Below are 18,588 nucleotides of genomic sequence, written 5' to 3'. Positions count from 1 at the left end.
CCCTTAGCCGCGCAGCCTCTCCATGCCCGGATCGAACAGCGGCTCAGCCGTGACGGTCGCCGCGATCCGCTTCCCGAAGTATTCGATCTCCACCGAATCACCGACGGAAACCGAAGCCGGCAGCCAGGCGTACGCGATCGGCTTGCGCACGGTGTAGCCGTAGGCGGCGCTCGTAACGTACCCGGCGGACGAACCGTCCACATACACAGGTTCCTTGCCCAGCACAATGGACGTACCGTCGTCGACCGTCAGGCACCGCAGCGCACGGGTGGCGGGCTGCTCCTTGCGTGCGGCGAGGGCCTCACAACCCACAAAGCCGGTCTTATCCTTGGCGATGGAGAAACCCAGGCCGGACTCATACGGCTGGTGCTCGGACGTCATGTCCGTGCCCCACAGCCGGTAGCCCTTCTCGAGCCGCATGCTGTTGAACGCACCGCGTCCGGCAGCAACAATGCCGTGTTCCTGCCCGGCCTCAAACAGGAGGTCCCAGAGCTTCAGGCCGTACTCCGCCGTGGTGTAGAGCTCCCACCCGAGTTCGCCCACGTAGGAGAGCCGCATGGCCGTGACCGGGATGCCGCCCACCGAGATTTCCTTGGTCCGGAAGTACTTCAGGCCATCGTTGCTGAGGTCGTCGGCGCTGACCTTGCCGATCACTTCGCGGGCCAGCGGCCCCCACAGCCCGATGCAGCAGGTGCTGCCGGTGATGTCGGAAACATGCACCCACTGCGCCGGATCCGCGGCCGACTGCTGACGCGCCTCCACCCGCAGGTAGTCAAAGTCCACGTTGCTGTTCACGCCCAGCTGGAACTCTTCCGCCGCCAACCGCGCCACCGTCACGTCACTGCGGATGCCGCCGTCGTGCTCCAGCAGCAGGCAGTACGTCACGGCACCCGGCTTCTTGGTGATGTTGCCGGTGCTGAGGCGCTGCAGCAGCGACTCAGCGCCCGGGCCGGTGATGGACAGCCGCTTCAGCGGCGTCATGTCATAAAGTCCGACGGCGGTGCGCGTCTTCCACGCTTCGGCTGCGGAAATGGGGGAAGAGAACATGGCGGACCATTCGTCCCGCTCCGGCGTCTGCCACTCCACGGGCAGTTCGGAGAGCAGGCCGCGGTTGGCCTCGAACCAGTGCGGCCGCTCCCAGCCGGCCGACTCCAGGAAGAACGCGCCCAGCTCCTTTTGCCGGACGTTGAAGGGGCTGACGCGCAGGTCCCGCGGGGATTGCCTGGGCTGCAGCGGGTGCAGGACGTCGTAGATTTCCACGAAGTTCTGCTGGGACGTTTCGCTGACATAGGCGTCGGAGGTCTGGACTTTCTCGAAACGCGTCAGCTCGCAGCCGTGCAGGTCGGTGCGGGACTGGCCCTCCACCAGCAGCTCGGCCATCGCCTTGGCAACGCCGGCTGAGTGGGTTACCCAGACGGCCTCGGCAACGAAGAAGCCGTCCAGGTCCGGCGCCTCGCCCATGAGCGGGCCGCCGTCGGGCGTGAAGGAGAAGATGCCGTTGAAGCCGTCCTGGATCGCGGCGCTGCGCAGTGCCGGCAGCAGCTCCTGGCTGTCCTGCCAGGCGGGCAGGAAGTCTTCCAGGGTGAACTCCAGGCGGGAGGGCATGCGGTGGTCCGACATCTCCTCTGCGGAGACCTTCGGGAGGGCGGACATGTCCACCGGCATGGGGCGGTGGGCGTAGCTGCCGATGCCGATGCGGTCGCCCCATTCGCGGTAGTACAGGTCCTTGTCCTGGTAACGCAGGATGGGTTTGCTGGCGCCCTTGGGCAGCTCGTTGACGCCCTCGAGTTCGGGGAGCGGCGTGCTGATGGCGTACTGGTGCGCGAGCGGCAGCAGCGGCACCTCCAGTCCCACCATTTTGCCGAGTTCACGGCCCCAGAACCCTGCACATGACACCACGATGTCCGCCGGGATCAGTCCGTTGCCGGTTTCGACGCCGGTCACCTTGCCGCCCTCTTGGGCGATGCCGGTCACCGTGGTGGAGCCGACGAAGGTCACGCCACGCTCGCTGGAGCGCTCGATCAGCAGCTGCACCGCACGGGCGGCCAGGGCCACGCCGTCGGTGGGGATGAGCAGGCCGCCCAGCACTTCGCGGCCGCCGGTGAGCTTGCCGGTGTTCAGGAGGGGGTAGATCTTTTCGCATTCGTCGGGGTCGATGATCCGGCTTTCCACGCCCCAGGAGGCCATGACGCCCATCTTGCGCTTGAGGTCGGCCAGGCGCTCGGGAGTGGTTGCCAGCTCCAGGCCGCCCACCTGGTTGAAGCAGGACTCGCCATCCTTGGTCAGGGCCAGCAGTTTGTTGACCGTGTATGTGGCGAATTCGGTCATGGTCCGTGACGGGTTGTTTTGGAACACCAGGCCCGGCGCGTGCGAGGTGGAACCGCCCGCCAGCTCCAATGGCCCCTGTTCCACCACGGTGATGTTGGTCCAGCCGCGGGTGGCAAGTTCATCCGCAAGGTTGGTGCCAACGATGCCGGCGCCGATGATGACAACGCGTGGTGATGCGCTCATAAGTGTTTCTCCTGTTACTTGGCGGACGTTCGCGTCAGCGGAAGACGACGGTGCGGGTGTTGTTGAGCAGGACGCGGTGCTGGCAATGCCACTTGACCGCCCGGGACAGCGCCTGCGTTTCGGCGTCGCGGCCCACAGTCACCAGGGCATCCGCGTCCAGGCTGTGGTCCACCCGGAACACCTCCTGCTCGATGATGGGCCCCTCATCCAGGTCCGCCGTGACGTAGTGCGCGGTGGCCCCGACGAGCTTCACGCCGCGGTCGTACGCCTGGTGGTACGGCTTGGCGCCCTTGAAGCCCGGCAGGAACGAGTGGTGGATGTTGATGGCCCGGCCTCGGAGGCTGGTACAGAGATCGTTGGACAGCACCTGCATGTAGCGGGCCAGGACCACCAGGTCCGCGTCATACTCGGCCACGAGTTCCAGGAGTCGGGCCTCGGCCTCCGGCTTGGTGGCTGCCGTCACCGGGACGTGGATGAACGGAAGGCCCGCGGCTTCCGCCATGGCGCGCAGGTCCTCGTGGTTGGAAACCACGACGGCGATCTCCGCACCGAGGCTGCCTGCCTGCCACCTGAAGATGAGGTCATTGAGGCAGTGTCCGAACTTCGAGACCATCACCAACAGCCGCTGCGGCCTGCCGTCATGGATGGTGAACTCCATGCCGAATTCGCCGGCCGTCGGAGCGAACGCTGCGGTGAGGCTGTCCACGTCCTGTTGGTTGGGTACGTGGCTTCCGTGGTTGGGTTCGGCGAGACCACCGCCGGTGAACGCCGTGCGCAGGTAAAGGTTTCCGCTGACGTGGTCGTCGAACTGCTGATGTTCCACGATGTCGAAGCCGCGGTCCGCCAGGAAGGCCGTCACCGCCCGGACGATTCCGGGCTGCTCGGGACAGGACAATGTGAGGACGAACTGGGCCGGGCGGGTGGTGGCGGCTGCCGTCGCAGCGGCCGCCACCGCAGCGGCCGCCACCGCAGTGGCGTTGCCCGCCCCGGCGGTAGAACTGCCCGGCACGGCAGTGGTGTGGCCCGGCACGCGGCTTTCGAGAAGGATGGTCACGGTTTTGCTCCTAAAATGTGGGGGTGGGCTTGGCGGACTCGGCGCCGGGAGAATCGCCGGGGCAGCGAGTCCCGTCCGGGCAGGGTTCGCCGCATTCATGTTTTGTCACGAGGTCGAACTTGGCTCCGCCGTGCTGGTCTACGCCCGTCCGGATGGCGCGCTCCACCACTGAATCAGCCAGCCGCCGTCGGAGTGACAGCGGATCCCGGCGCAAATCCTTGACGATGGCGAAGCACAGCAGCAACATGACCAGCACGAACGGCAGGGCTGCCACGATGGTGATGCGCTGCAGTCCGGACAGCGCCTCCGAGGGCTCATCGCCGCCGGCCAGCAGCATCACCGCCGCCACCGCCCCCGTGAGGAGTCCCCAGAAGATGACCAGGCCCCGCTTCGGATCGGCGGACCCGTTGGAGCTGAGTGACGCCATAATGATGGAGGCCGAGTCGGCCCCCGTGATGAAGAAGATGGCCACCAGCACCATGGCCAGGATGATGACCGCCGCGGTCAGCCAGGCGGGCATGGACATGTTCTTGACCAGATCGAACAGTGCTCCGTCGAAGTCGATGGACGGTGCGCCGTTGACCATGGATACCAGTCCGGGGGTGCCGGCCTTGTCCGCTTCCTGCTGGACGTGGAAGGCCGTGCCGCCGAAGATGGCGAACCAGATGACGCTGACCATGCTGGGGACCAGCAGCACGCCGGTCACGAACTGGCGGATGGTCCGGCCCCGGCTGATCCGGGCGATGAACATGCCCACAAAAGGCGTCCAGGACACCCACCAGGCCCAGTAGAAGATGGTCCAGCCGGACATCCACTTGCGCAGCGCTTCGTCGCCCACTGCCTCGGTGCGGGAGGACATCTCGGCCAGGTCCCTGGCGTAGTCGCCCACCGCGGCGGGGATGAGGTTGAGGATGAACAGGGTGGGCCCGGCGATGAAGACGATGACCGCCAGGACCACGGCCAGGACCATGTTGATGTTGGACAGCCACTGGATGCCGCGGCTGATGCCGGAGACTGCAGAGGCAACGAAACAGGCCGTCAGGATGGCGACGATGGCCACCAGGACGGGGGTGCCGACTTCGCCGATCCACCCGTTCGACGTCAGGCCGCTGCCGATCTGCAGGGCACCAAGGCCCAGGGAGGCTGCCGTGCCGAAAAGCGTGGCGAAGATCGCCAGAATGTTGATGAACTTCCCCACCGGCCCTTCCACTGCCCGGAGTCCGAACAGGGACGTAAAGGCAGCGGAGATCAGCTGCCGGCGGCCCAGGCGGTAGGTGCCGTAAGCCATGGCAATGCCCACCACGGCGTACATGGCCCAGGGGTGGAGGGTCCAGTGGAAGATGGAGGTGGCCATGGCTGTCTGGATGGCTGCGGGAGTGCGCCCGTCCACAGTTCCGGGTGGCGGGGAGATGTAGTGGTAAAGCGGCTCCGCGACGCCGTAGAACATCAGGCCGATGCCCATGCCTGCCGCGAACATCATGGAGATCCAGGAGACGGTCCTGAACTCGGGTTTTTCGCCGTCCCTGCCCAGCGGGATGTTGCCCCATTTACCGAGGGCCAACCACAGGACGAAGACAACAAACAAGGAGGCCAAGACCATAAAGAGCCAGCCGGTGTACTCCATGACCCAGTCGAGGGCGAGCGTTGAGGTGGTGGCCAGGCTGTCCCGGCCGAGGAAGCCCCAGGCTACGAAGGCCAGCGCAACTGCACCGGTGATGCCGAAGGTGGCCTTGTCGAGGGTGAGTTTGCTGTTGCGCCTCTCGGCCACAGCCTGTTCGGCCCGGGTCCGACGGAGTTCCTGCATGATCTGTTCGGTGTCCTCTGCCTCCGACCCGGGGGCATAGGTGGGAAGGAGATCTGATTCGTCCAAGACGTCGTTGTCCGGCCGGGTCTCACTGTTCAAAGCCATGAGCAAGTCCTTTTGTTTGGATTCATGGGCTGGTGCTAGATGTGGCCGTCCACTGTCAGTCCGGGGGGAAGGTTGGGGACTTCCGTGGATTCGGTGATCATGATGTCGCCGTCGATCACCGTTACCTCGTGGGAGCGGACCGGCAGCTTGGCCGGCGGCGCGTCAACGCTCCCGGTGCGCAGGTTAAACCGTGACGCGTGGAGCGGACATTCAACCCAGCAGTCCTCCACCCAGCCGTCGGCCAGGGACGCATCCTGGTGGGTGCACGTGTCGTCAATAGCGAAGAGTTCGCCCTCTTCCGTATGGAAAACGGCGATGGGCGGTGACGTGTTCAGCCGGAGCGCTTCCCCGGGCGCCAGTTCGCTGAGCGGGCATGCCTTGTGCATGAGGGACCTCTTCTTTGGTTGGGGATCCTGATACGCAATTGCTGCCAACTGTGTTTCGTAATGAACAACAGCAATCACTATAAGCAACAGAGTGCGGCAGATCACATGGGCTGTCAAGGCTTTCTTCCTCTGTTGCGCAGCGCCGTCCACTTATTGGGGCAACCCTTGACAGCGGCCGTGGCGTAGCTCACTCTGTTGCACATGGCGATTGTTGTTGCGTAAGAAGCAATTGAAGGGACGTCGAAATGCAGACGCTAGCTATTGTGGGGGCCTCCCTGTCAGGCCTTTCAGCCGCCCGTGCCGCCCGGGCCCAAGGTTTTACCGGCCGGCTGGTCATCATTGGCGATGAGCCCCACCGGCCGTACGATCGGCCCCCGCTGTCCAAGGAGTTCCTGCTTGGACGGGTTACGGCAGAGGACCTTTCCCTGGAGTCCGACGACGACGGGCTGGACGCCGAATGGCTTCTGGGCGGCGGGGCAGCCTCCCTCGATGCTGAGTCCCGGACCATCCTCCTTAAGGACGGCAGCACCGTTCAGGCGGATGGAATCGTGATCAGTACCGGTGCACGGGCGCGGCAGCTTCCCACCCTGGCCGGCCTCAGTAACGTCTTTACCCTCCGAACGCTTGCCGACGCCCAGGACCTTGCTCCCGAGCTGGTGCCGGGCAGCAGGATGGCCATCATCGGCGCCGGCTTCATCGGCGCGGAGGTTGCCGCCGCCGCCGCATCGCGGGGCATGGACGTCACCATCATTGACACCAAGCCGGTGCCGTTCGCCGCCCAGCTCGGAACGGAGATGGGCGGCGTGGTGGCCGGGCTCCACACTGCAAACGGGGTGGAACTCATTTCCAGCGCCGTTATTGAGGATTTCTACAGCGGCGAAGGCAACGTCACGGGCCTCCGCCTCGCCGGCGGACGCTACGTGGGCGCGGATGTTGTGGTGGTGGGGATCGGATCCGAGCCCAACACAGGCTGGCTCGAAGGCTCCGGCCTGGAGCTATGCGGCGGCGTGGTGTGCGACGCCATGGGCCGGACCAGCGTGCCGGGGATCGTGGCCGTGGGTGACTGCGCAGCCTGGTTCGACGCCGAGGCTGGAGTGCACCGCCGGATGGAGCACTGGACCTGCGCGTTGGAACGGCCGGCCGTGGCCGTCGAAGCCCTGCTGGACGCTGACGCGGCGCCGAGACCGGCCAAACCGCACTACTTCTGGTCCGACCAGCACGGCGTGAAGCTGCAGTTCGCCGGCCACTCCGCCGGGTACGACCGGCTGGAGATCGAAGCCGGCGACATCAAGACCCACAGCTGCCTTGCCGTCTACTACCGCGCCGACGTTCCCGTGGCGGTCCTCGGCATGAACCAGCCCCGGCTCTTTACCAAGTGGCGCCGCAGCCTGGCGTCGGTTGTCCCGGCGCCGGCCACCCCCCTGGCCGCAACCACCGCAGCACCCGCACGACAGGACGTCCCCGCACTCGTGGGAGCCGCCGTCGTGCATTAACTGCCATCCCACGCCCGAATCAATACCCACCCACCAAGTTTTGTTGTTGATCTTTTGTTCGTAAGGAGGACAAATTGTCTGTTGAGGTTAGTGCCCCGAGTCTGATCCCCACCCTGCCCGGCTACACCTATGTGGATGAGGCCGTGTTCCGCGCCGAGCAGGAACGGATCTTCGAGCAGATGTGGTTCTGCGCCATCCGGTCCGCAGACCTGGACAAGGCCGGTGCGTGGAAAACGGTGCAGATCGGGCGCGAAAGTGTGCTGATCAGCCGCACGCGCAAGGGCGCCATCCGCGCGTTCTACAACGTCTGCCGGCACCGCGGCGTGAAGCTGTGCATGGAGGAACAAGGCGAAGCCGCCCGCTCGTTCCAGTGCCCCTACCACGCCTGGACCTACGACTTCGAGGGCAAGCTCATCGCGGCTCCCAACCTGACCAAGATGCCGGATATCGACCGGGACGAATACGGCCTGGTGAAGGTCCACATCCGCGAATACCTCGGCTATGTGTGGGTCTGCCTGGCGGACGAGCCGCCGTCGTTCGAGGAAGAAGTCATGGGCGCCATTGAAGAGCGGCTGGGCGACCTGAAGGCAATTGAAGGCTACGACGTGGCCAACCTCAGCCTCGGCCGCCGCATCCGTTACGACGTGAAGGCGAACTGGAAGCTCATCATCGAAAACTTCATGGAGTGCTACCACTGCGCCACCATCCACCCGGAGCTGACTGAGGTGCTGCCGGAGTTCGCCGATGGCCTGGCCGCCCAGTACTTCGTGGGCCACGGCGCGGAGTTCGGTGACGATATCAAGGGCTTTACCATCGATGGCTCCGAGGGCCTGGATATCATCCCCGGCGTGGGCGAGGACCAGGACCGGCGTTACTACGCCATCACCATCAAACCCACCGTGTTTGTGAACCTGGTGCCGGACCACGTCATCATCCACCGCATGTTCCCGATGTCCGCGGACCACACCATCGTTGAATGCGACTGGCTGTACCTGCCCTCCGTGGTGGAGAGCGGCAAGGACGTCACGGCCTCGGTGGAGCTCTTCCACCGGGTCAACATGCAGGACTTCGACGCGTGCGAACGCTGCCAGCCCGGCATGGCCTCGAAGACCTACGCCAAGGGCGGCGTGCTGGTCCCGAGCGAGCACCACATTGCCGCTTTCCACGACTGGGTTCAGGAGAAGGTGGGCGACGTCCAACCGTCGGGTGAAGTGCGGATGGGCCTCACCGCCGAGACGCTGCCGCTGGAGGAACGGGCTGAAACCCTGGAACGGTACGAGTCTTCGGCAGGCAGCTCCGCCTGAGGTTCTCAAGCACCCCACAGACAAGCACCCCGGGCTTCTGTCCGGGGTGCTTGTTTGTGGTCCGGAAACCGCGTGTAGCTACCGGCGGGTGTAGCCCATCCTGGCGCTGGCCTGGAGGCCCGCGTCCTTCATCCCCTCAATAAGTCCAGGCTCTTTTTCGGGGTCGAAGCGGAAGACGGGGCCGGAGATGCTGATGGCGCCAACCACCGTTCCCAAGTGGTTGTACACCGGCACGGACAAGGAGTTGATGCCGATCTCGAACTCCTCCAGCGTGACCCCGTAGCCGTTCCGGGCGACGGTCAGCAGTTCATTCTCCAGCTTGGCCCGGTTGGTGATGGTCCGCGGAGTCCGCGCGGCCAGTCCCGTCTCCTTGAGGATCCGGTCCCGCTCATCCGCGGGCAGCGCCGCCAGCAGGACCTTTCCGCTTGAAGTTGCGTGCAGCGGGGTCAGGCTGCCCACCCAGTCATACGTTGCGAGCGTGGACGGCCCCATGGCCTGGTCCACGTTGACCGCGACGTTGGAGCGCAGGACGGCGAGGTTCACCGTCTCCTTGAATTCGTCGGCCAGGCTTTCCAGGATAGGGCGGGCCTCGCGCACCAGGCTCAGCCGGCCCGGGATGGAGCTGGCCAGCCGCAGGATGCCGAAGCCGAGCTGGTACTTTCCGCGTTCACTGTTCTGGTGGACCATCTCCCGGCTCACCAGTGAACCCAGCAGCCGGGAGACCGTGGATTTGTGGATCCCCATCTCCTCGGCGATGTCGCTCACGCCGGCGTGACCGTCACGGGCCAGGATTTCCAGGACCGCGATGGCCCGGTCCACCGACTGAACGCCGCCGTGCTGGCCCGCCTCCGCATCAACGTCGGGTTCGCGGTCATTGTTCGAAGCCATGATTCATACCCTCAAGTAGTTTGCGGCCTGCTTGCCTGCCACAGAGGGCGCCTGGGGCTCCCTCTCGGTTAGTTTGATCCTATGCGAGGTCCGCTGAACTGCGAGGCCCGTTAAACTGCGGGGTCTGCGGGACACGCGAGGCTGCGGGGTCCGCGGCACGGGGTTAGTTTTAGGACATGACAGCAACCCACCGGTACAACGTCGAAATCCTGCATCTGCTGGTGTCTCCTGCGCACGCCTACTTCGGCCGTGCACGCGAGGGGGCGGCGGATGTTCCATCCACTGATGCGGAAAGTGTTGAGCTGGTGGCGGGCAAGGGCATCGTCGGTGACCGATTTTTCGGCAAGGCGGCCCACATGGATGCGGCTGTCACCCTCATGTCCATCGAGGCGCTCGAAGCAATGGCCTCGGAACTGGGCACGGCACCCTTTGACCCGCTGCTCACCCGGCGCAACATCGTTTTGCGCGGAGCCCAGCTGGCACCGCTGATCGGCGGCGAATTCGTGCTGGAATCTGGCGGTCAGTTCGTTCGGTTTAAGGCCGGGCGGCCCGCGAACCCCTGCGCGTGGATGGACCAGATGCTCGCCCCGGGCGCGCACCGGGCGATGCGCGGAAGGGGCGGGGTGCGCTGCCAGCCGCTCTCGGACGGTTTCCTGCACCGCGGACCTGCCGTGCTGGTCAGCCCGGTCCCGTTGGAACCGGACCGCGCAGGCGAGACCACGATGTTGAGGGCGTCCCGACTGCCCTAATGCGTACAGGCTGTCCTAATGCGTCCAGGCTGCCCTGCGCAGCCTCCTCACCCGTTGCTCCAACGCCGGGCCGCGGCTGCTGAGGTTGAGTTGCGTTCGGCGGATTCCGGGTTCTGCAGGCTGTCCACGAACCTGGAGAGCTCCATGCGGAGTTTTCGCCATCCGTTCGAGTCGGCGGGGAAGGCGTTGGCCTGGGCATCGCGGGCGGACTTCAGCAGGGCCCGGCCGGTGTCCGTGAGGGCAATGGTGAATTGCCGCCGGTCATGAGGAAGGCGTGTCCGGCTCACCAGCCCTGCGCTGTGGAGCCGCTCCAGGACCCTGCCGATGGTCTGGCTTTTGACGTGGATGGCAGCGGCCAGCTGTTCCTGGTTGAGGGGGCCATCGGCGAGGCCCCCCATGGCAATTGCGGCAGCCCGCGTCAGTCCCAAGGGTGCCAGGACCTCGTCTTGTCGGCGCTGTAACAACCGCGCCGACAGGATGAGGAGCCGGTATCCATCCCGTATTTCACTTTCTGAAATGCTCTTCATCTGAACCGTCCTTGCCTCTGACGTTCACACGACGCAGTGACGTCGGTGCTGTCTGTGCCTACGACGGCGGAGCATGTCGTGGGCGGATTATGCATGGTTCGCACCACTACAATAAGCATGCTTACCATCCAATTGGCAAAAGACAGCGCCAGAGCACCTCAGATAGACGCCGATCAGGGCCGCTCCTCCGATTGAAGGGCGGCCCTTGGTTATCAGTTCTCCGGGGACGCTTCGCCCTCAACGGCCGCCTGACCAGCGGTCAGGTCCGCACGGTCCCTATCATCGCCCTCGGTGGAAGCGTTCTCGCCGCCGCCCAAGGCAGGAGCCGGACCGGAGTCCTCGTCAGCATGGGGTTCGTCCTTGTGGCGGGCTTCCTGGAGGTGGTGCTCCAGCTTTTCCTCCGCGTCGCGGCGGCGTTGACCCACAGTCCGCATTTGCTGCGTCGTCGGCGCCACATGCGCGTGCTGGTGCGGGCCGTGGTCGTCAATACTGTCAACGTAGTCTTCGCTCATACAGAGATCGTCCCACTGTATGGCAGCGCCGGGAAGGCTGCGTCAGGCGGGAAGGACGACGGCGGGAGGGACCGCCGTCGCACTTCACACCAAAACGCCCGGGCGGCGATCCGCAGATCCCCACCCGGGCGTGCGTGTCCGACAGCCCCGCGGTCCAGGCCCGCTTAGCTGGCCACCAACTCCGCGGGCGGTTCAGCCGTGCCGGGCAGCGCATCAATCAGGGCCTCGGCCTCGTCCGTTCCAAGCCCGAGGGCCAGACTCACCTCGGTCACCAAAGGCTGCTTGGCGTACTTGAGCATCGACTTCTCCACCGGGGATAGGTGGTCCCGCTCCGAGCGGCGGATGAGGTTGCGCACCACCCGGGCCACGGCGAAGATGTCACCGGACCGGAGCTTCTCCTGGGCGTCCTTGATGCGCCTGGACCATTGCGGCTCTTCCGGTCCCGTGGGTTCGCGCATCACTTCGAACAGCCTGTCGATTTCGGCCTGGTTGAAGACGGTCCGGAGTCCAACGGTGTCCGCGTTTTCCACGGGCACGCCGACCACGAGATTCTTGTCCCGGATTTCCAGCATGAGGTAACGGGATTCGGTGGCCCGGACGGTTCGTGTGGTGATATTTCGGATTGTCGCAGGCCCGTGATGGGGATGGACGACGGTCTGGCCTTCGATGAAGTGCATGTGGGATTGCCTCCGCGTGGACGTGAAACCACACTCGACATCAGTGGCCGGATGTACCTGGGGTAATCACGCCGGAGACGGTCGTCCCACAGCGAGCCGACGCACCATAAATGCTGGCCGGATGAGCAATGTGGGAGCGCGGAATTACACACAATCCCAAGGGGGAAAGCACCTAACTCCGCGAGCCTGGCTCCTTCAATTATCCCACAAAGGCACCATACGTCTTTGGAAAGCGGACGACGGCGGGTGGTTCCGGCGTCATGCATTCCCGCACTTAAGTAGGTAGACTAGTCTACCTACTTAAGAAACTCTTGGAGGCATCCGAAATGGCGTCAAAAGAAACCGTCGCCGCGAGGACTTCGCGGCGGCCAGCCCGCGAAGCGCTGCTCGAGGCCGCGGCCAGGCGCTTCTACGCCTATGGCCTGACTGGAACTGGCATCGATGCCATCACCGCCGATGCGGGCGTGGCTAAGAAGAGCCTCTACAACAACTTCGCGTCGAAAGCGGACCTCGTGACGGCGTACCTGCATGCCCGGCATGAGGAGTGGCTCGGGCTCTATCGGGCGCGCCTGCGGAAGGCCTCCAGTCCAAGTGAGCGCGTGCTGGCCGTTTTTGATGCCTACGCCGATCACGCAGACCTCGCCTTCGAGCATGGTTTCCGAGGCTGCGGACTGCTGAATGCGGCAGCCGAACTTCCGGCCGGCGATCCCGGCCGCGAGGCGGTCCGGCAGCACAAGGAGGAAGTCGAAGCACTGCTGGCGGAGCACGTAGCGGGCCTGCTCCCGCCAGGCTCGGAAGGCAAGGCTGCGCCCCTGGCCCGGCACCTCGCGTTCCTGCTGGAAGGTTCCATGGTGCGGGCCGGACTTGAAGGAAGCGACAGGAGTGTCCTGGAAGCCCGGGACATTGCGGCCGCCCTGATCGGTTCCCTGTGACAGGCGCCGGGAAGCCGGCGCGTTTCCCCGGCTCCGCTTGGGGTGCTGTGTTTGTGCTCGCGGCGTCGGTCTTGTGGGGCACCACCGGCACGGCGGCCACGTTTGCGCCCGATGTCAGCCCGCTGGCGATCGGCGCCGCAGCCATGGGCCTCGGCGGCCTCCTCCAGGCGGGCATAGCGGCCGGTCCCATGCGGGCATTCCGGGCCGACCTTCGAAGCCAGTGGCCCATCTTGGCTCTGGGGACGCTGGCCGTTGCACTGTATCCGCTGGCCTTTTACTCGTCCATGCATCTGGCTGGCGTGGCCGTGGGAACGGTGGTCTCCATTGGCTCTGCTCCCCTGGCCTCCGCCATCATCGAGCGCGTGGTGGACAGGCGGCCGCTGACGGGCCGGTGGACTGCCGGGGCCCTCCTCGGCGTCGGTGGCGCCGTGCTGCTATGCCTTGCCGGGGCAGGCAATGCCGATGGCGGCCTCAGACCTGCAGCTTCGACTTCCTCCGCACCCGCGGGCATCGCGCTGGGCCTTCTGGCCGGGCTCACCTATGCCCTCTACTCCTGGGCCGCCCACCGCCTCATCAACGCGGGCGTCCCATCACGAGCGGTCATGGGCAGCGTTTTTGGCGTCGGCGGACTGCTGCTGATGCCCGTTCTGCTTGTCACCGGAACTCCACTCATCGCCTCCTGGCAGAACTTCGCTGTGGGTGCCTACATGGCGCTTGTGCCCATGTTCGCCGGCTACGTCCTGTTCGGCTGGGGCCTCGCCCGGGTGCGTGCCAGCACGGCCACCACCCTGTCACTCGCCGAGACAGTGGTGGCGGCCGTCCTCGCGGTGGTTGTGGTGGGCGAACGCCTGCCGGAGCACGGCTGGGTGGGTGCCGCGATGATCGCCGCCAGCCTGTTCGTCCTCACCGTCCCCATCCCGCGCAAACGCACGACGGCGGTCGCGGCCGCTGATGCTGCCGGCACTGAGGCCCAAGGCACTGAGGCCGAAAGCTCACTTATTCCCCGATGAGTTGGCGCGGGGCATAACCTCGCGCAGATGCCATTCGCATACCGAGGCGCAGTTCACCGCAAGTTAGTTGCCCAAAGCAACCAAAATCGGTTATGGTTGTTGTTAATCAACCATTTCCCTTTCTTTGGAGCCCTCGTGTCTCAGAAATCCGAACCTACAAAGGCCGGCCCGGGATTGTCCGATTCGGGCATGACCCACCGCCAGGTCATCCAGGCCCTGACCGGCCTCCTGATGGGCATGTTCGTCTCGATTCTGGCCGGGACCGTGGTGTCCACGTCGCTTCCGGTTATCCTCTCGGACCTGCACGGCGACCAGACGGCTTACACCTGGGTGGTCACAGCCACCCTGCTGGCCACGACCATTTCCACGCCCATCTGGGGCAAGCTCGCCGACCTTTCCAACCGCAAGGTGCTGCTGCAGCTCTCGCTGCTGATCTTCGTGGTTGCCTCGGCAATCGCCGGATTCTCCCAGGACACCACGATGCTCATCACCATGCGCGTCTTCCAGGGCCTGGGCGCCGGCGGCTTGACGGCGCTGAGCCAGATTGTCATGGCAGACATCATCTCCCCGCGTGAACGTGGCAAGTACATGGGCCTGTTCGGTGCTGTCATGGCGCTGGGTACCGTGGGCGGACCGCTGATCGGCGGCTTCATCACCGACTCCCTCAACTGGCGCTGGAACTTCTTCGTGGCGCTCCCTTTTGCCGCGGTTGCCATCATCCTGATCCAGAAGACCCTGCACCTGCCCGTCAAGCCCAAACGCAAGGTTTCCATCGACTACGCCGGGATCGCGCTGCTCTCTGCAGGCGTCGCGCTGTTGCTGATCTGGGTTTCCCTGGCCGGGCACCAGTTCGAGTGGGCCAGCACCACCTCTGCCCTGATGGTGGGCGGCGCCGTTGTTGCCCTGATCGCGTTCGTCTTCGTGGAGTTCAAGGCGTCGGAGCCCATCATCCCGCTCTCCATGTTCAAGAACCGCACGTTCACCCTCTCGGTGATTGCCTCCATCTCCGTGGGTGTATCCATGTTCGGCACCTCGGTCTTCCTGGCCCAGTACATGCAGCTGGCCCGTGGCGCGAATGCAACCCAGTCCGGGCTCATGACCATTCCCATGATGGCGGGGCTGCTGATCATTTCCACCATTGCCGGCGCGCTGATCTCCAAGCACGGCAAGTGGAAGTCCATCATGGTCATCGGCTCGGTCCTCCAACTGGCCGGCCTGTACCTGCTGGGCACCATCCACTACGACACCGACTTCATCCTGGTCTCGCTGTATATGTTCACCCTCGGCGCAGGCCTGGGCATGGTCATGCAGAACCTGGTGCTGATCGTCCAGAATGCCGTCACCCCGGCCGAAATCGGCGTGGCCAGCTCGGGAATCGCGTTCTTCAGGTCCCTCGGCGGAACGATCGGCGTCTCAGTCCTGGGCGCCATCATGGGCACCAAGGTGGTTGACCTGATGGCCGCCAAGGCTGCAGACCTGCAGGCTGCCATCGTTGGGCTCGGCGAGCAGGGCAAGGAAATTGGCGCCGCCCTGGCCAGCGGAAACATCCCCTCGGTGCACAGCCTGCCGGACTCGGTACGCACCATTATCGAGTCCACGTACGGTGACGCCGTGGCCCACATCTTCATGGTGGCCGCCCCCTTGAGCATCCTCACCATCCTGGCGATCGTGTTCATGCCAAACCTGGAACTGAGCACCCAGACCCGGCATCAGCGGGAGAAGAGCGACGCTGCAGCAACCGCGCACCAAGGCCTGGAAGCCGCCGAGCAGAACCTGGCCGAGGTGAGTGAGGCTGCCGTTGCAGTCACTCCGCGGCTGGACGACGAAAACGAAACAGTGTTGAGGTAGGACACCCAGTGATCGACACCGCCCCGTTAGCCGCACCGGACAACGCCGACTTCGATGGCGCGATCGCTGACGTGGAGAAGCAACTTGGTACGTTGCTGATCCGGGCCCGGAACAGTATCCGGACCCACGCTGTGGCCATCCACCCGGCGCTACAGCCCCAGGGATTCATGGTGCTCACCACGCTTTCCCGGACAGGGCCCCGACAACAGGGCTGGCTGGCCCACGAACTGGGCTCGGATAAGGCGATGATGAGCCGGACCATCAAGCAGCTTGAGTCGCTGAACTTCGTCACCAGGACCATCGATCCCAGCGACGGGAGGGCCCAGCTTGTGTCAATGACCCCGGAGGCCCACTCGCGCTACGACGCGAACCTTGCCCAGGTGCGCCAGGTACTCCACGATCGGCTCTCGGAGTGGGACATCGATGAAGTCCACCGCTTCGCCGGACTCCTGGCCAAGATAGCGTCCCTGTCATAAGAGGTGCCCGGCCGCCGGTCCTCCGCGGCCGGATTCCTCCTGGCGAGGACCGCAGGTGATTGGGCAATGACTGAGACGTACGACGGCGGGACCTCCCGCCGTCGTACGTCTCTTTTTTGTGTGGCAAACCTTTGCCGTATCCCCCGGGGCGGTCAGGCCGCCAGCGGCGCGTCGAAAAGCTCCTCGGCGAGCCGGATCAGGTGGCCGGGGGCGTCTGACTCGTGTCCGCGGGCCCCGTGGCCGAGGAATACCGCCGTCCCGTTGAGGGTGTCGTCCAGGGAGATTCCGGCTTCGCGCGCGAGTACTTCGGCCCGCACGTTCTGGGGCAGGCGGCTGCCCTCATCGTTCAAGTAGACGTGCCAGTCCCGGCTCGTGATGGATTCGATGTTTCCTGCAACCAACTTCTGCAGTGCCTCCATGTCCGTGTCCACGGTCTCGATGCGCACAGGTTGCGTGAGGTGGGCAGGGACGATCAGGGCGTTAAAAGTGGTCTTCATGGTCATGTCCTTGTGACTGAAACGTGGATCTCAGTTGCGGCCTCAAGTGGCGGCGAGAAGTGGGTGGCGGGCAGCCGAGTGGGTCTAGGAGTCGCGCAGTCGGCTGCCCGCGGTAAATCAGCGCTGGTTTTTGCGCGGCTTTATAAACTGAATTTCGCTAGTTTCGCTCTTAGCTCGCTTTTCGGCTCGTTTTTCGAGAATTGACTTTCCCGGTTTTTTGGAGCTGCCGCTCTTGGGCGATTTTCCTGACAATGGAATTCCACCTTTCTATCCTGTGTGTCTACCCGATACCATACACACTTATATTTTTAATGCCAGTTCCCGGAAAAACGCGCGGAAGGGCTGCGAAGCCCTGCTACGGCGGCCGGACTGGCCGCGCCGGGCAAAATACCGGCTTTTCTGACGGCACGTGGTGGCCACCATCACGGAATTTGCTGATTCCGTGTCAGCGCCGGGCACCACACCCCTCGCTGAGCTGGCATCTGCCCCCGTTCAGGACCGGACCGAGTGTCCGGGAACGATCCATGAGAAAAAGAATCCTTCATCTGCAGCACACATTAATAGGTCATTCCGCTACGCTACGGTTGGCAGCACCCAACATTTTTCAAGGGGGACCAATGGAGTTTGCAGAAAAGCTTTCAGCGCTGGCAGCAAAGGTGCGCCAGCAGCGAGGTGTGATCCAAACCGAAGAAGCCACAAAAAATGCTTTTGTGATGCCCTTCATTTCCACAATCCTCGGGTATGACGTCTTCAATCCCATGGAAGTCGTTCCTGAGTTCATAGCGGATGTGGGGCTCAAGAAGGGCGAGAAGATCGACTATGCGATCGTCAAGGACGGCGAAGTCCAGATCCTGATTGAGTGCAAGAAGTCCACGGAGCCCGTCAGAATCGAGCATGCGTCCCAACTGTTTCGGTACTTTGCCGTCACGAGCGCCAGAATCGCGATCCTCACCAACGGCGAGGTGTACCAGTTCTTCACTGACCTCGATGCACCGAACCGCATGGATGACAAACCGTTCCTCGTGCTCGATTTGAATGACATCGATGAATCGCTCATTCCAGAACTGCAGAAACTTTCCAAAGACGTCTTCGACCTCGACTCGATCATCAGTGCCGCAGGTGAACTGAAATACATCGGGGAACTCAAAAGGAGCCTCGCCGCGCAATTCAAAGAGCCGGAGGATGAATGGGTCAAGTTCTTGACTGGACGCGTGTATCAGGGTCCCTATACCCAGAAGGTAAGGGAACAGTTCACCTCCCTTGTCAGCAAGGCGTCAAAACAGTTCCTGAATGACCAAGTGAATGAACGGCTGAAGAAGGCTCTCGGCGCCCCGGGTTTTCCGCAGAGTGACGATTCAACAGTGGCGGCCAGCGTCACCAGCGCACCGGTTGCCGAAGCCAATCTGGCCGAAGCGGACGGTCTGGAAACAACGCTGGAGGAAATCGAGGGCTACCAGATAGTCAGGGCCATCGTCTGCAGTGAGGTCAAGCCCGCGCGCGTGGCGCAGAGAGATGCCAAGTCCTATTTCGCAGTGCTTCTGGACGACAACAACCGCAAACCCATCGCACGCCTGCATTTCAACCGCACCCAGAAGTACCTGGGACTGTTCAATGACAACAAGGAAGAAACTCGAGTGCCGATCGGCTCGCTGGAAGAAATCTACGAACACACCGAAGCCCTGCGGGCGAGCGTTAAAAGCTACCTGTGAAGGTCCACACTGCAGTGCCCGACCTCACCTAATGGCCGGCCACGCCGAACACTGAAGGAGATACGACGGCGGGACCTCCCGCCGTCGTCCGCTGCGTTTGGTGCCG

The 18,588-nt window shown here is 64.0% G+C and carries 17 protein-coding genes; 8 read left to right on the top strand and 9 right to left on the bottom strand.

The features are described 5' to 3' along the window. Positions 1-3: 3 nt before the first annotated feature. The 4 genes from NQJ30_RS06965 to NQJ30_RS06950 all read right to left on the bottom strand — a co-directional run bounded on the left by NQJ30_RS06965 (position 4) and on the right by NQJ30_RS06950 (position 5,860). Positions 4-2,511, bottom strand: a complete 2,508-nt coding sequence (locus tag NQJ30_RS06965) for a GcvT family protein (RefSeq protein ID WP_255769113.1) — start codon at positions 2,509-2,511, stop codon at positions 4-6. A gap of 34 nt (positions 2,512-2,545) precedes the next feature. After that, on the bottom strand, positions 2,546-3,478 hold the full coding sequence (gene purU / locus NQJ30_RS06960; protein WP_374113227.1) for a formyltetrahydrofolate deformylase: 933 nt from the start codon (positions 3,476-3,478) through the stop codon (positions 2,546-2,548). A gap of 97 nt (positions 3,479-3,575) precedes the next feature. Next, entirely contained in the window at positions 3,576-5,474 is a 1,899-nt protein-coding gene (locus tag NQJ30_RS06955) for a BCCT family transporter (protein WP_255769112.1), read from the bottom strand. 35 nt (positions 5,475-5,509) lie between these two features. Then, a complete protein-coding gene (locus tag NQJ30_RS06950) occupies positions 5,510-5,860 on the bottom strand; it encodes a bifunctional 3-phenylpropionate/cinnamic acid dioxygenase ferredoxin subunit (RefSeq protein ID WP_255769111.1) in 351 nt (116 codons plus the stop codon). Positions 5,861-6,105: 245 nt separating this feature from the next. On the opposite strand from NQJ30_RS06950, the gene NQJ30_RS06945 reads away from it, so the two are divergent. Further along, entirely contained in the window at positions 6,106-7,353 is a 1,248-nt protein-coding gene (locus NQJ30_RS06945; protein ID WP_255769110.1) for an NAD(P)/FAD-dependent oxidoreductase, read from the top strand. A 74-nt stretch (positions 7,354-7,427) separates the two neighbouring features. Further along, entirely contained in the window at positions 7,428-8,657 is a 1,230-nt protein-coding gene (locus NQJ30_RS06940; RefSeq protein ID WP_255769109.1) for an aromatic ring-hydroxylating oxygenase subunit alpha, read from the top strand. A gap of 78 nt (positions 8,658-8,735) precedes the next feature. Here the strand turns inward: NQJ30_RS06940 and NQJ30_RS06935 are convergent, their stop codons facing one another. Further along, positions 8,736-9,545 carry an IclR family transcriptional regulator gene (locus NQJ30_RS06935; RefSeq protein WP_255769108.1) on the bottom strand — a complete coding sequence of 270 codons (810 nt, stop codon included), beginning with the start codon at positions 9,543-9,545 and terminating at the stop codon, positions 8,736-8,738. A 176-nt stretch (positions 9,546-9,721) separates the two neighbouring features. Here NQJ30_RS06935 and NQJ30_RS06930 point away from each other — a divergent pair, with 176 nt between their 5' ends. Beyond that, positions 9,722-10,294, top strand: coding sequence for an MOSC domain-containing protein (locus NQJ30_RS06930; RefSeq protein ID WP_255769107.1), 573 nt, complete (start codon positions 9,722-9,724; stop codon positions 10,292-10,294). Between the two features lie 47 nt (positions 10,295-10,341). On the opposite strand, the gene NQJ30_RS06925 is transcribed toward NQJ30_RS06930, so the two are convergent. The 3 genes from NQJ30_RS06925 to NQJ30_RS06915 form a co-directional block, all read right to left on the bottom strand. After that, the gene (locus NQJ30_RS06925) at positions 10,342-10,821 is read right to left on the bottom strand and encodes a MarR family winged helix-turn-helix transcriptional regulator (protein ID WP_255769106.1); all 480 of its coding nucleotides are present in this window, start codon (positions 10,819-10,821) and stop codon (positions 10,342-10,344) included. A gap of 212 nt (positions 10,822-11,033) precedes the next feature. Then, complete coding sequence (locus tag NQJ30_RS06920; RefSeq protein ID WP_255769105.1) at positions 11,034-11,333, bottom strand: hypothetical protein; 300 nt, start codon at positions 11,331-11,333, stop codon at positions 11,034-11,036. A 164-nt stretch (positions 11,334-11,497) separates the two neighbouring features. After that, a complete protein-coding gene (locus tag NQJ30_RS06915) occupies positions 11,498-12,010 on the bottom strand; it encodes a CarD family transcriptional regulator (protein ID WP_255769104.1) in 513 nt (170 codons plus the stop codon). 326 nt (positions 12,011-12,336) lie between these two features. Here NQJ30_RS06915 and NQJ30_RS06910 point away from each other — a divergent pair, with 326 nt between their 5' ends. From NQJ30_RS06910 to NQJ30_RS06895, 4 genes are all read left to right on the top strand, one after another. Next, positions 12,337-12,942 (top strand): TetR/AcrR family transcriptional regulator, encoded by a 606-nt coding sequence (locus NQJ30_RS06910; protein WP_255769103.1) that lies wholly within the window; start codon positions 12,337-12,339, stop codon positions 12,940-12,942. Continuing rightward, on the top strand, positions 12,939-13,952 hold the full coding sequence (locus tag NQJ30_RS06905) for a DMT family transporter (protein WP_255769102.1): 1,014 nt from the start codon (positions 12,939-12,941) through the stop codon (positions 13,950-13,952). Before NQJ30_RS06910 ends, NQJ30_RS06905 begins: the two co-directional genes overlap by 4 nt. 189 nt (positions 13,953-14,141) lie before the next feature. Beyond that, positions 14,142-15,800 carry an MDR family MFS transporter gene (locus NQJ30_RS06900; protein WP_255769154.1) on the top strand — a complete coding sequence of 553 codons (1,659 nt, stop codon included), beginning with the start codon at positions 14,142-14,144 and terminating at the stop codon, positions 15,798-15,800. A gap of 8 nt (positions 15,801-15,808) precedes the next feature. After that, positions 15,809-16,276, top strand: a complete 468-nt coding sequence (locus NQJ30_RS06895; protein WP_255769101.1) for a MarR family winged helix-turn-helix transcriptional regulator — start codon at positions 15,809-15,811, stop codon at positions 16,274-16,276. 152 nt (positions 16,277-16,428) lie between these two features. Here the strand turns inward: NQJ30_RS06895 and NQJ30_RS06890 are convergent, their stop codons facing one another. Continuing rightward, complete coding sequence (locus tag NQJ30_RS06890) at positions 16,429-16,773, bottom strand: DUF3846 domain-containing protein (RefSeq protein WP_255769100.1); 345 nt, start codon at positions 16,771-16,773, stop codon at positions 16,429-16,431. Positions 16,774-17,390: 617 nt separating this feature from the next. Here NQJ30_RS06890 and NQJ30_RS06885 point away from each other — a divergent pair. Then, positions 17,391-18,482 (top strand): type I restriction endonuclease, encoded by a 1,092-nt coding sequence (locus tag NQJ30_RS06885; protein ID WP_255769099.1) that lies wholly within the window; start codon positions 17,391-17,393, stop codon positions 18,480-18,482. Positions 18,483-18,588 lie beyond the last annotated feature (106 nt).

The organism is Pseudarthrobacter sulfonivorans, from assembly GCF_024391045.1.
Lineage (GTDB): Bacteria > Actinomycetota > Actinomycetes > Actinomycetales > Micrococcaceae > Arthrobacter > Arthrobacter sulfonivorans_B.
This window is presented reverse-complemented; position numbering and strand designations above follow the sequence as displayed.

What these genes read in the sequence shown, in the direction of transcription:
- NQJ30_RS06900 (WP_255769154.1), top strand. Translation starts at nt 14,142, where the DNA reads ATGACCCACCGCCAGGTCATCCAGGCCCTGACCGGCCTCCTGATGGGC.
- NQJ30_RS06920 (WP_255769105.1), bottom strand. Translation starts at nt 11,333, where the DNA reads ATGAGCGAAGACTACGTTGACAGTATTGACGACCACGGCCCGCACCAG.
- NQJ30_RS06930 (WP_255769107.1), top strand. Translation starts at nt 9,722, where the DNA reads ATGACAGCAACCCACCGGTACAACGTCGAAATCCTGCATCTGCTGGTG.
- NQJ30_RS06955 (WP_255769112.1), bottom strand. Translation starts at nt 5,474, where the DNA reads ATGGCTTTGAACAGTGAGACCCGGCCGGACAACGACGTCTTGGACGAA.
- NQJ30_RS06950 (WP_255769111.1), bottom strand. Translation starts at nt 5,860, where the DNA reads ATGCACAAGGCATGCCCGCTCAGCGAACTGGCGCCCGGGGAAGCGCTC.
- NQJ30_RS06915 (WP_255769104.1), bottom strand. Translation starts at nt 12,010, where the DNA reads ATGCACTTCATCGAAGGCCAGACCGTCGTCCATCCCCATCACGGGCCT.
- NQJ30_RS06945 (WP_255769110.1), top strand. Translation starts at nt 6,106, where the DNA reads ATGCAGACGCTAGCTATTGTGGGGGCCTCCCTGTCAGGCCTTTCAGCC.
- NQJ30_RS06910 (WP_255769103.1), top strand. Translation starts at nt 12,337, where the DNA reads ATGGCGTCAAAAGAAACCGTCGCCGCGAGGACTTCGCGGCGGCCAGCC.
- NQJ30_RS06925 (WP_255769106.1), bottom strand. Translation starts at nt 10,821, where the DNA reads ATGAAGAGCATTTCAGAAAGTGAAATACGGGATGGATACCGGCTCCTC.
- NQJ30_RS06935 (WP_255769108.1), bottom strand. Translation starts at nt 9,545, where the DNA reads ATGGCTTCGAACAATGACCGCGAACCCGACGTTGATGCGGAGGCGGGC.
- NQJ30_RS06885 (WP_255769099.1), top strand. Translation starts at nt 17,391, where the DNA reads ATGGAGTTTGCAGAAAAGCTTTCAGCGCTGGCAGCAAAGGTGCGCCAG.
- NQJ30_RS06965 (WP_255769113.1), bottom strand. Translation starts at nt 2,511, where the DNA reads ATGAGCGCATCACCACGCGTTGTCATCATCGGCGCCGGCATCGTTGGC.
- NQJ30_RS06890 (WP_255769100.1), bottom strand. Translation starts at nt 16,773, where the DNA reads ATGAAGACCACTTTTAACGCCCTGATCGTCCCTGCCCACCTCACGCAA.